This window comes from Chitinophaga sp. RCC_12, from assembly GCF_041360695.1.
Classification (GTDB): Bacteria; Bacteroidota; Bacteroidia; order Chitinophagales; family Chitinophagaceae; genus Chitinophaga.
Genome location: NZ_JBFUPS010000010.1, coordinates 74130 through 86812 on the forward strand (window position 1 = coordinate 74130; position 12683 = coordinate 86812).

The following is a 12683-nucleotide window of genomic DNA, read 5'->3' on the forward strand; positions in this document are numbered from 1 at the left end:
GTGATAGGTGCAGTTGAGGGAAAACTTTTTTTATTTTCCTAATTTTTCCAGCAGCCAGATGAGGAGCAATGCGTTGCCCCCCTGCTTCCGGACATATTCCCGGATGGTATTGAGCGCCCGCACCATATGGCTTTTCACGGTGGCTGGCGCAATATTCAGCTCCTTTGCAATTTGCGGGTGCGTTAAACCCTGCTCCCGGCTTAAACGGAAAATAAGCGACTGTTGTGGTGGCAACTGCGCAATGGCATCCTGGATGAGGGAGGCCGTTTGTTTGTATTCCAGCAAAGCGTCGGGGGTGAGATAGTTTTCCGGAACGCTATCCTCCACATGATGAACATCCACAAAAGAGGCTTGCTGGTGAAGGATGTTGACAATAGTATTGCGGGCAACAATAAACAGCCAGGCATCGAAATTTTCGACTTCCGGCAGTTTGTGTCTTTTTTCCCATAGTTTGATGAATACCGTTTGCACCGCATCTTTCGCTTCTCCGGGTGTTTTGAGGAAGCTGAGGGCCACCTGGTAAATCTGGTTCCAATGGCTGTTAAATACCTGCCTGTAGGCAAGTTCATCTCCCGCTGCTATCTGTAAAAGAAGCTCCTTCCCGTTATATGTTTGGTTGATTGGCAATTGCTTTCCGTATTCAATATTCCTCTTCTGCTGCAAACTATAATAAAAAATTTAAAAAAGGGAAGCAATATTCGTAACGTAATAATTTGATATATAAAAAGAGGATATCTCTTTTAACGGAGATATCCTCTTTTATACAGAATAACTATTCTTATAACCGGAACGCATTCACGTTTCCTGAAAAATCTGCTACGTACAACATGCCGTTATACACGGCCATATCAGCAAATACCGGCGCGCCGGTATTAAATCGACTGATCATTTTCCCCGTAGCCAGGTCAATCACATATACATACCCGTCAGACGCGCCTGCAATGAGGCGGTTGCCAGCCAGCAACGGCGTGGATTCGATAGTGGCGGAAGAAGGGGAAGAGTAGGGCGCTGAGTAAAACAGGGCTTCACCCGGTACAAAGCGCCACAGTTCTTGTTTTGTTTTTTTGTCGAAGGCCAGCATACCACCGGCGGCAGTGCAGGTAATGATATACTGGTTGGTGACCAGCGGCGCCGTCATGGTTTTCAGATCTTCGGTAACGGGGATGCTGTCTGTTGTTTTCCCGGTAGCAGGATCCAGGATATGGAGTTTGTTGATACCGTGTACATACAGCCGGTTGTCAAAGAAAGCGGGTGTGCCACTGCGGAAGCGGATACCTTCATCGCTGCGTTTCCATAATAGTTTCCCGGTGGCGGCATTGTGTGCAAACAGGTGGTTCCAGTTGGAGGAAGTAACGAGCAGGCCGTTGTGGATGGCCATTGCAGCAGGCGTTCCTTCGCCGCCGGTCCAGTCGTGGTTGGTCCATTTTACCTCACCGGTATGGATATCCAGGGCTTGCAGGTAATTGCCTGCGCCGGTGTAATAAATGTCCTCATGGATAGCGCCGGCAGAATTATAGGCGGGCAGGTTTTTCAAATCGCCCGCATGTCTCCACCGTAATTTACCGGTAGCGGCATCAAGGGCGTAGGTAACGCCTTCTGCATCGGTGGCCAGTAACAAGCCATCGTGGTAGCTGATGCTGTGTTTAATGGAGTTGCCGGTGGGGAATTGCCACAGCTGTTTGCCGGTTTGTGCATCCAGTGCGGTGATGCTGCTATGGTGATTGCCTTCATCGTCAATAGTGCCTGTGAATATTTTACCTGCTGCGCAGATGGGAGATGATTTCCAGATATTACCTCCCACGTTTGCGGTCCAGTTTAAATGCAGCGGGCCGGCGGTAGGTATACCGGTAACGCCTGTACGTTGTATGTTCTGTAACACTTCCGGCCAGTCGGCTGCGTTACCGTTATTTTTTACAGAGACATTTTTTACCAGCGTAAAAGTATCCCTGCGGAACAGCACCCTGCCGGTACCTAATGTAGCTTCTAACGTAGCCGTATATACGCCGTTTAACCAGCTGGCTGGAATAGCGGTGGTGGTGAACCAGTTCCAGTCGGTGCGGGGTTGCAGCGATACCTGCCTTACGAGATTTCCTTTTTTATCGAATAAGCTGAACAGCACTTTATTTACGGGAGAAGAAGTATGATAGGCATTTGCACTGATCACCATCTTATCCTGGTCGAACGCGATGCCGGCAGCTGATGGCGATACCCCTACCAGCTGATTGTGTACATAGGTATAACGCCGTTGCACAAACGAAAGCCCGTTTTTATCCACGCCGATTACATCGAAGTTGGAAGCGGAGTTATCGATACCGCCGTCGGGAGGCGGCGCTGCGCAAAGGGAACGGATACAGCTGTTGCCATGGGTACGGGCAAAATTAATATGCCAGTGGCCATAGATCCAGGCTTTAAGGTGGTGCTCATTGAGGTTGATGCTGTCGTTTTTGGAGCGGATGGTAAACAGCGTATCATAGGTGAGCAGGTCGTGATTGAAGATGATCACGGGCTTTTCCGGTGCGGTATTAGCGAGATCATTTTTCAGCCATTGCACCACATCATCTACGGTGTAGGACGGTTGATAATCGCCGTTGCGCATAGGCGTTACAATGAAGTGGGCGGGGCCGGCGTCAAAGGAGTAGCATACCGGGCCAAACAGGGATTCATACAGTGCTTCGCCGTACGGACCTTTTACCAGGTCGTGATTACCGATGCAGTAATAAACGGGTAACCCCATGGTGTGGGTGTTGATATATTGCGCGTGGAATGCCATGCCTTTTTCATAACAGATATCGCCGGTGTGGATCATGAAGTCGGCGTTTTCGTTGTGTGCATACGCTTTTGCATCGGTGATCCAGTTGTTGAACTGGTAGGTTTCGGTGTCTGTAAGCCGTACGAATTTCGCGACAGCGGCTGTGGCTTTGTTTGCAGGCTGCACGCCAAAGTCGTAAGCCTGCAAGGCACTGTCCACGGGTATATAGAATGTTTTGGTGAACCGGTACCCGGCCGGCGTGGTGATAAATATGAATCTTGTTTTTGCGTGGCCGGGAAGGTGATAGTTACCGTTGGCATCGGTGATGGTCACGTGCAGTCCATCGGATACGCGAACACCAGCGAGTCCTTTTTGGGTGTGGTTTGGCTGTCTGCCGGTATTATTGTCTATAAACACCTTGCCGGAGAATCCTTGTGCCATCAGCGTTTGCAGGCTGCAGGCGATGAGGAGGGTTAGGAGTAATTGCTTCATGAATGGGTTTATTTTATAAGCATGATGGCGGTATTAAAAAGGATTACCATGATCCATGTTGTTGCGGCGATAGTATCCCTGCAAAACATGGATCATGGTAATCCTGGTTCATCACTATTCATCCGGTTTACCAGCCGAATATCTGTTTCAGTTTATCATTCAGTATCATCTGTTGTTTGGGTATCGGACGATAGTAGTACTGAGGATCTTTAAAAGTGCGGCCGGCGCGGTCGGCAGTAAATTTAATATGACCGTTGGTGCCGTTTTCGAGGTAAAAGTTATTCTCGCCGGTTTTATCCATGAGATAGAAACGTGACAATTTTGCCCTCACATCAGCGGGCAACCCTGCGATAGATGAAGTATCTGTAGTATTGGGCAGGATAGCGATATCGGCCACATTGTCGCCGGTCATATCAATGCCACCGAGTGCGGGAACATACAAGCCCTGTGGCGCTTCCTGGAGGCGTGCGCCGGCTTTCCAGCGATTGATATCTTTGAGACGCAGTCCTTCGCAGGCCAGTTCCACTCTTCTTTCACGGCGTATTTCCAGCAGCACGCCTTTATTGGGGCCGCTTACCAGGTAAGCTGCATTCAGCACCGGGTCTATATTCCCATTGGCGGCAGCGAGGTTGAGATCGGGCATTTGTACCCTGCGGCGCAGCAGGTTCACGGATACATCCAAATCAGCCTGTGAGAGGGTCCCCAGTTCTGCTTTTGCTTCGGCAAAGTTCAGCAGTACTTCCGCATAGCGGTATACGGGTAAAGCGGTGTAGTTGGTTTCCCATCCCTGGCGTTGTTTAGGATCACGCGGATAAAATTTCAGCTGATCGTATGCGCCGAGGTTCGGTTTTGCGATGTACACATTGTTATCCTGCGTGGTGGAAAAGCCAGGGTAGGCCACCGTTTCCGCCAGGCGGGGATCACGGTCCCTGAAAGTAGCCGTGAAGCCAATTTTATCATAGCCTGGCTGTGAAGTGAATGGCTTGCCGTCTTTCATCAGGTAGCTGTAAACAAGGCTCTGGCTGAGCGACCAGGTCCATCCGAGTACGGTATGGGTATTGTTTCCTTTACCCAGGCTCTGCGGATAATCTCTCCATTGAATGATTTCTTTATTTCCGTTTAATGAAAGACTGGAAAACAAAGCGCGGTAATCTTCTCCACCTTTACCGGTGTTGTAAATCACATAGCGGTTACTGCTTATTACCTGCTGAGCTGCCGATGCTGCTTTCTGAAGAAATGCGTCTGCGGTGTTGGCAAGTTTTACTTCTTCGTGGTATTTTCTGAATGTTCCTTCGAAGAGGCAGAAGCGGGACATCAACACCAGGGCAGCGTATTTATTTACGCGGGTGCCGTTGTCTTTATCATCTACCTTAATATTATCCACGGCAAACTGCAGGTCGGCGAGCACAGAATCAGCTACTGCGGAGCGCGGATCACGGCCTTTGTACAGATCCGGATCCACATCTGTTAATGCGTGGCCGTACCAGGGTACATCAGAATAGGTAGCTATCTTTTCAAAATAAAATCTTGCACGGAAGTAACGGGCAATACCGATGTAGTGATTAATATCGGCAGCATCACCTTTTGCTTTGCCGGCATTGTCCAGCAGGAAGTTGATATCACGCAGCCGGTCCCAGTCGTTCCATCCGCCCACGGTAGTTGCGTCGAGGGTGTTATGCACCAGCTTATCCATTTCGCTGCCGGTGTTACCGGAAACGTTATCTGAGTTGTTATCATCATAGGGCGCCGAAAGATTGTCATCGTATAAGCCGTTGATGTAGGTATTCAGATCCTGTGGTGAATTAAAGTATGCTTCCGGTGAGATCTCCGTTTGAGGGTTGCGTTGCAGGAAGTCCTTGTTACAGGAAGCTGCTGCACAGCCCAATATGATGAGTGATAAATAAAGCCTTTTATTTTTCATGTTCCGATGTTTGAATTAATTAAAAGTTCAGGTTTAATCCGAACGAGTATGTTTTCTGGTAGGGATATACAGAACCGTCCAGTCCTTCGGGATCGATATTCGCTTTCAGGTGGGAGATGGTAAAGATATTTTCCGCACTGAAATAAACACGGAAGCGGAAGATCTTATACTTCTCTGTGATGGACTTTGGAATGGTATAACCGATAGAAACATTTTTAAGACGGGTATACGCAGCGTTCTGCAGGTACCTGGTTTGTGGTGCGCCCAGTTCGGAAGCGTCTTCAGCGATATATGATTTCAGGCGCGGGAAGTAACCATTGGGTGTTTCAGGTGTCCAGCGATCGAGGTTGTGTACCTGTACGTTTGTCCACGGTTGCGCATATACGCCCCAGAAGTAGTGGTTACCTGGGTTGGGGTACCAGTCTCTTTTCCCGATACCCTGGATCAGTGCGCGGAAATCGAAACCTTTATAGGAGGCGGTGAGGTCAATGCTGTAAGGGAAGCGCGGCTGGTTGTTACCGATGATCTTCCTGTCGCCGGGGTTGCTGATGGTGTTATCGCCATAGTCTACCGAGCCGTCGCCATTGAGATCTTTGAATTTCAGGTCGCCTACATAGAACTGGTATTGTTGGTCGTCGGAACCTACTTTGGATTGGTTGGCATGTGATTTCAGTTCGTCTTCATTCTGGAAAAATCCTTCCGTAACAAGGCCCCAGATGTCGCCTATTTCCTGTCCTTTATAGTAGTTGCGGTTTTCCAGCGAGCCGGCGTCATAGTTGGCGAGGGTACCGGTAGGATTGGTGAAGCGGGTAATAAAGGAGCGGCTGTCGGCCACCAGTAATTTCACGCCGTATCCGAAATCGTTGTTACCGATTTTAAACTGATCGCGCCAGTAGAGGGTCATTTCCCATCCACGTGTTTTCAGGTCGGCGGAATTGGTTCTTGGAGCCGGGGCGCCGTATACACTAGGCAGTTCCTGGCTTTTGGCGAACATGCCGTTGGTGTAGCGGGTGTAGCGGTCGTAGCTGAAGAATAATCTTTCTTTCAGCATGCTGAAGTCGATACCGCCGTTCACCGTTTTTACCGACTGCCAGGTGTAGGTGGCGGTAACCGGTGTGGGTGCGTATACGCCGATAGGCAGCTGACCATTCAACACGGAGTTGATGTTGCCGGCCGACATAAGCGGCATGTAGCCGTAGGCTTTCCATTGCTGATCGCCGAGGGAACCATAGGATCCGCGGAGTTTCAGGAGGTCGATGCCTTTAATGCTACTGAAAAATTTTTCTTTGGAGATCACCCAGGCGGCGGAAGCGGACGGGAAGAAGCCCCAGCGGTTATCGGCGCGGAAGCGCGATGATCCGTCGTTACGGCCGTTTACCTCTACAATATATTTATCATCGTACGTATAATTCAGGCGGTAGAAAATACCTCTCACGGCCCAGTCTTCGATGGCTTGTTTTTCGGTGATATTACCGGTAGCCAGTTGCGGGGTGGGGTATTGTGTGCTGATGAGTCCCTGCCTGTTTACATTAAAGATATTCGTGTAGTGGTATTCCTGGTTAAACCCTGCCAGTGCGCCAACGGCGTGTTTTTTATTAAATGTTTTATGGAAGTCGGTGTAGATGTTATACACATTATACTTCAGTTCATTGGTACTGTTGTTGGCAGACGACTGGTTGCCGTTGGTATATTGGGTTGGCTGATTGGGGCCGGTGCTGTAGGGAACCGGCAGTGTATAGGATTTACCTACATTATTTCCGCGGCGGTAGGTAGCATCTCCTTTCAGTGTCCACACATCTTTTACCAGGTTTATTTCTGCATTGAGGGTGGTCATAAATTCGCTCCAGGTATCTGCGGAGCGGCCGCCATCCTGCAGGTTGCCCAGTAAGGCCGCGCCGTCTGAAGTCCAGGTACCATCCGGGTTGCGGGGTACGGATAAAGAAGGAGTGCGGTTGGCATTATGAAAAAATAAGTAATCAACGGTATTGGCGGGTTGTGAATAGGTGGTGTTGGTGTACATGGTGTTGCTGCCAAACTTCACGCGGTCGTTGATGGTATAGGTAGCTTTTGCACGCATGTTATAGCGCGTATATTGATCGGGATTATAGCGGAGCATTCCATCCTGTTTGTAATAATCTCCGGAGAAGTAGTAATTCAGTTTTTCATCTCCGCGGGAAATGCTGAAGTTGGCATTATAGGCGGGCGCTGTTTTCTGGTATACTTCATGGAGCCAGTCGGTAGACCCGTAGTAGGCATATTTTGTTTTATCGGTGGGGCTTACGATTACTCTTGGCAGAGAGGGGTCGTTGGCCAGTTTTTCTGCATAGGCCCTGTCGGCAGCGGGATAGAGGTCATACAGCGGGGTGGCGGCATCATGCATGTATTGCATGGTGGTGAGCGGGTCAGTAATGATTTTGGGTACCAGGCCCAGTGTGCGCACGGCGTAGTTGGCGTTGGCATTCATCTGGAGGCGGCTGTCTTTACCCGATTTGGTGGTAATGAGTACTACCCCGAAGGCGGCGCGGGCGCCATAGATGGCGGCGGAGGCGGCGTCTTTCAGGGTGGTTACGCTTTCCACATCGGCGGGATTGAGGCGCGATACTTCGTCGCTGGTAAAGGGGATGTTATCAACCAGGATGAATGGGTCGCCGCCGTTGATGGAAGTCAAACCACGCAGGTTGAATTTTGGTGCAGAAGATACGCGGCCATTGTCGTTGGTGATGTTCAGGTTGGGCAATAATCCCTGCAGGCCGTTACCGACATTGGCGATGGGGCGGCTTTCCAGCTCTTTACCGGAGATGGCGTCTACGGCGCCGCTGAGGTTAGCTCTTTTCTGTTTACCATAACCCACTACCACTACTTCATTAAGGCCGCTGGAATTGGCTTTCAGGGCGATGTTAAAGGTGGCGCCTTCGCGTGCTTTCATCTGCTGGGCTTCGTAGCCAACGTAGGTAAATTCCACGATGGCATTTTCCGGGGCTTCCAGGGTGAAGCGGCCTTCGTTATCTGTTTTAGCGCCCTGGGTGGTACCTTTTACCAGTACGGTAACGCCAATCAGCGGGTTGCCGGCTTCATCGGTTACCCGTCCTCTTATAGGAACATTCTGTGCAGTTTCACCTGCTTCCAGGATTACCACCAGGTTATCTTTCATGATTTTATACCCCAGCGAGGTGCCCGCGAGCGCCTTGTCCAGGATTTCCGCTACCGGAGCGTCTTTCATGGAGATAGAGATTTTCCGGTCGGGGATGCTGGCGTTTTTGTACACGAAAGTGTAGTCGCTTTTCTGCCCGATGACAGTCAGCAGCTTACCAATGTTAATATTGTTATAATTAACACTGATCCGTTCCTGTGAAAACCCATGTGCGCTTAGTTGTAAGAACCCGGCACAAAGCAATACGGAGGTTAGTTTCATACGCAATAATAGTTTCCTCATATTCCGCTGGGGAATATGGGAAGGCCACCAATAGCTTTTTTTCATAAATTTGTTTCGTTAGGTTAAATAATGAGCCGTTACCAGATCGTAAGGAAATCGGTTTACATTGTTCAGCCAGCATTTTGAAAAGGGGGAATGTTGCTGCATTTCCCTTTTTTTATTTGCTGTCTGCAATAAGAAAATCAGTGGATTATCAAGCCATAGATGACGTTTGGATGTTGTGTTTTACCATATGTAAATAACATTTTCTTTCGTGTTCACCTCATAATGAAAGCCCGACATCAGTTGTAATGCCTGCAATACATCTTCAATACTTTGTTTCCGGAATGCGCCGGTAAATACTTCGTGTTTATATTTATCATTTTTAAAACGCAGGGTTACGTTGAACCAGCGTTCCAGGTCGTGTGACAATTGTTCAAAAGTTACATTGTCGAAGTCGAAGCGGTCGTTTACCCAGGCGGTAGCTGGCTTTTCCGCTGTTGTAGGGTTGCCGGCAACAGCGATTGTTTTTACAGGTGTAATGCTAAAATTGGTTTTTCTGTTTACAGGTATTTGTTTGTTTTCTTTTATGCCGATGATTAACTTTTGTTCCGGTTGCAGTTGTACGGTTTTCCTCGTTCCGGAATGATCATTATCCGGGAAATTCACTTCCACTTTTCCGCTGAGTAAGGTTGTTTCCACGGTGGCATCCTCTGCATAGGCCTTTACATTAAATACGGTGCCCAGTACGCGGATGTTGATGTTACCGGATTGGATGATGAACGGGTGCGCGGGGTCGTGCTTTACATCAAAGTAGGCTTCACCAGTCAGATTCACTTCACGCTCGCCGTTCAGGAAACGGGTGGCGTCGTACTGGAGACGGCTGCAGGCGTTGAGTATTACGCTGGTGCCATCAGGGAGTACCACGCTGGTTTTGGAGCCGGTTTTGGTGACCACCTCATTGCGGAAAGCCTGTTTGCGCGGCATGACCGGCCACAGGGTATATGCGGTGATGAGCAGGGCGATGCCGGCGGCAATACCACTGATCATCCGCCAGGGAATCAGCCGTTTGGCGGGAGGCTGTTCCTGTTCCTGCTGAAGGAACAGGTTGATGCGGTCCATTCCTTCGCTGGCCAGCTGCTCTTCCTCTGCCGGGGAAAACCCCCTGGCACTGTTAACGGAACTGATATCACTGACAATAGTAAAGGCGTACTGCAGCTCCGGAAACTGCATCAGCAATGTTTCCAGTTCTTTCAGGTCGGCTGCGGTGGCCTCTCCCGATACTTTCCTGGCCATCAATATATTTACCCGGTTGCGCTCGATCATTTATTTTATCCGTGTTGTATCAGAAGGACGAAAAGAAAATGAAAAACCCCCAAAGCCGGCAGCAAATTTTTTCTTTCCCCGGAAATCCGGGCAGATATCAGCATTCCAGGCTTCCCAAAACAGGATCTTAAAAATAAATTGCGGGATAATTTATTTTGTTAACTTTAGCGTAATCTGCGTTATATATTATTGCAACCAATATCAGTGGCTTAAAAGGGATGGATCAGTGTACAATCAATGAATTATTTAAAAACATCACGGTGAACAATGATCAGGCGGCCTTCAAAGCTTTCTATCATCATTTCTTCATCAAGTTGTTACGTTTTTCTTTTTCGCTTACCCGTAATAAAGAGGTGGCGGAAGAAATAACGAACGATGTTTTTATGTATTGCTGGCAAAAAAGGCAATCACTGACGGACATAAAAAATCCGCAGGTATACCTGTTTGTGGTGGCGAAAAATAAAGCGATTGATCATATGCGCAAACAGGCCAGCTCCCGGCGGGTAGTTTTTGCAGAAGAAGATAAGCTGGAAATTGCCTTTGAAAGCGATCCGGAGCAACTGATGATTTCTGCGGAGATGATCCGCAAAATGGAGCATACCATTGAACAGCTTCCTCCCAAATGCAAAATGGTATACATCCTGGTAAAGCAATACGACCTTCGTTATAAAGAGGTCGCCACCATTTTAAACCTCTCGGTTAAAACGGTGGAAAACCAGTTGGCTATTGCCATGAAACGCCTTACGGCTGCCGTGAATTTCACATTGGAGAAGGCATAGTTCAGGGTATCACTTTCATCTTTTTAAAATTTTCAAAGATTTCCAGGAACATAACTTCTGTGTCTGCAAACTCCCCGAAACCTGCGCGGCGTGCTTTGCTGCCATCAGCAAAAAAGTCGTAGTCCCACGAAAAAACAAAGTCACCGAATTTCCAGGAAGATACTTCCGCATAGCTGTATTGCAATCCGTATTTTTCCATCATGGCATTCCACAAGGGCTCCTTGTCAGCCATTACTACGTCGAGCTGCATAGGCAGGGGCGCCGCTGTTTCCATGCCAAAATGACGGGCAATGCGCGGCCAGAGATCAGACCAGCGGAAAAGGTCGCCGTTATTGATATTAAACGCTTCATTTGCGCCGGCAGGACTTTCGGCTGCCCATACCGTCGCTTTTGCCAGCAGGCCGGCATCGGTCATTTCCATGAGTTTATCGTAGGCGCCTGGTTTACCGGGAAAGCGCAGCGGCAGTCCCAGTTCCTTTGAAATAGCGGCGTACACGGCGATTACCATGGCGAGGTTCATGGGATTGCCCAATGCAAAGCCACCAACTACAGAGGGCCGGATAGCGGACCACGACCAGGATTTGCCCTGTTGATATGCTTCGAGGAAACGTTGTTGTTCCATATTGAATTCGGGCGGCATAAAAGTACCTGCATCTGTTTCGCGCGCGGGTGTTTTGAACGGACCGAGGTGGGCGCCGTATACTTTGTATCCCTGCATCAGGCTGATGTGTTGCAGGTTGGTGGCAATGGGCGCTACCACTTCAATCACGTTGCGGAGCATGGTCATGTTGGGCGCCACCAATTCTGCCCAGCTGCCGCGGTCCTGGTAGGCGGCGTAAAATATATGCGTCACCTTGGTGAGTTGCTTCAGTTGTTGCTCACTGTTTTCCCGGCTTAGCAAGTCTACGGCGATGTGTTTTACGTTGGCCGTATCAGTACCACCTCTACGGGATAAACCAATGATATCCCAATTGGGCTGCGTAAGCAGGTAATCGATCAGATTGCGTCCTATTACTCCCTGTGCGCCTGCTATCAGGGCAACTTTCTTATTATTATGCTGTTCCATATCTGTGTTGTATTTTTAACGGTACAAAGATCAGCGTTGTGGGTTCCGGATTACTTGTACATCCGCGGGGTTCATTGGTATATTTTAAAGAATGAAGAGATACATACAACACGAATACCTGAAAGTGTCGCACTTTACTGCCCGGGAATGGGAGCATCCGGTGCATAACCATAATCATTTTGAGCTCATCTTTATACATAAAGGCAGCGGTACGCATTGCATTTCAGGGATGAATATCCCGTATGAGGGTCCGTGTTTGTTTTTGCTGGCGCCCTGTGATGCACATCATTTTGAGATTACCACGCCTACGGTGTTTACCTTTATCAAATTTACCAATGTGTATCTGCATGGCACCGGCAATATGCGGCTGCAGCAAAGCTGGAACCAGGAGCTGGATCAGTTGTTATTGCAGGCGCGGCAAAAGAAAATGATGAAGACAGGTATGCAGCGTATGGAGCCATTGATACAGCTGGTGGCGGCAGAGTGGAAAGCTGCCGGGCAGGAAAGCAGTGATACTGTTTTCTTTTTGTTGCAGGCGTTGTTTACCATGATCAAACAGGTGGCGGATCATGAATTGTTGGACGCAGGGCCGAAAAGCGGTGCGCGGGTAACGCATATCCTGAACTATATCCACGAGCATATTCACCAGGCGGATGATATCCAGGTGGAGCAACTGGCGGAGTTGTTTGGGTTTTCCAAACATTACCTGGGGGCTTTTTTTAAGGAGCAAACCGGCACTACGTTGCGGGATTATGTGAACCAGTATAAATTACAACTGCTGGAGAACAGGTTGCATTACAGTGTTTTTTCTTTGAAAGAAATCAGTTACGAGCTGGGATTTAACGACCAGAGTCATCTGAATAAATTTTTCAGGAGATATCATGACATGAGTCCTTCTGCTTACCGCGAACAGGTACAGGGGCTGGCGTGATGGGAAT

Annotated in this window: 8 protein-coding genes; 2 read left to right on the forward strand and 6 right to left on the reverse strand. The window is 48.9% G+C overall.

The genetic code is table 11. The features are described from left to right. Positions 1 to 30: 30 nt before the first annotated feature. The 5 genes from AB6805_RS25155 to AB6805_RS25175 all read right to left on the reverse strand — a co-directional run bounded on the left by AB6805_RS25155 (position 31) and on the right by AB6805_RS25175 (position 9900). Positions 31 to 663, reverse strand: coding sequence for an RNA polymerase sigma factor (locus AB6805_RS25155; RefSeq protein WP_370912208.1), 633 nt, complete (start codon positions 661 to 663; stop codon positions 31 to 33). A 115-nt stretch (positions 664 to 778) separates the two neighbouring features. After that, positions 779 to 3241 (reverse strand): PQQ-binding-like beta-propeller repeat protein, encoded by a 2463-nt coding sequence (locus AB6805_RS25160; protein ID WP_370912209.1) that lies wholly within the window; start codon positions 3239 to 3241, stop codon positions 779 to 781. Between the two features lie 127 nt (positions 3242 to 3368). Further along, positions 3369 to 5162: a RagB/SusD family nutrient uptake outer membrane protein gene (locus tag AB6805_RS25165; RefSeq protein WP_370912210.1), complete on the reverse strand. Its 1794-nt coding sequence runs from the start codon at positions 5160 to 5162 to the stop codon at positions 3369 to 3371. 19 nt (positions 5163 to 5181) lie between these two features. Further along, a complete protein-coding gene (locus AB6805_RS25170) occupies positions 5182 to 8574 on the reverse strand; it encodes a SusC/RagA family TonB-linked outer membrane protein (protein ID WP_370912211.1) in 3393 nt (1130 codons plus the stop codon). Between the two features lie 246 nt (positions 8575 to 8820). Beyond that, positions 8821 to 9900 (reverse strand): FecR family protein, encoded by a 1080-nt coding sequence (locus tag AB6805_RS25175; RefSeq protein WP_370912212.1) that lies wholly within the window; start codon positions 9898 to 9900, stop codon positions 8821 to 8823. 218 nt (positions 9901 to 10118) lie between these two features. On the opposite strand from AB6805_RS25175, the gene AB6805_RS25180 reads away from it, so the two are divergent. Next, positions 10119 to 10679 carry an RNA polymerase sigma-70 factor gene (locus AB6805_RS25180; RefSeq protein ID WP_370912213.1) on the forward strand — a complete coding sequence of 187 codons (561 nt, stop codon included), beginning with the start codon at positions 10119 to 10121 and terminating at the stop codon, positions 10677 to 10679. 1 nt (position 10680) lies between these two features. On the opposite strand, the gene AB6805_RS25185 is transcribed toward AB6805_RS25180, so the two are convergent. Further along, on the reverse strand, positions 10681 to 11745 hold the full coding sequence (locus AB6805_RS25185) for an SDR family oxidoreductase (RefSeq protein WP_370912214.1): 1065 nt from the start codon (positions 11743 to 11745) through the stop codon (positions 10681 to 10683). A 91-nt stretch (positions 11746 to 11836) separates the two neighbouring features. Between AB6805_RS25185 and AB6805_RS25190 the strand changes: the two genes are divergently transcribed. Beyond that, positions 11837 to 12676: an AraC family transcriptional regulator gene (locus AB6805_RS25190; protein WP_370912215.1), complete on the forward strand. Its 840-nt coding sequence runs from the start codon at positions 11837 to 11839 to the stop codon at positions 12674 to 12676. The last annotated feature ends 7 nt before the right edge of the window (positions 12677 to 12683 follow it).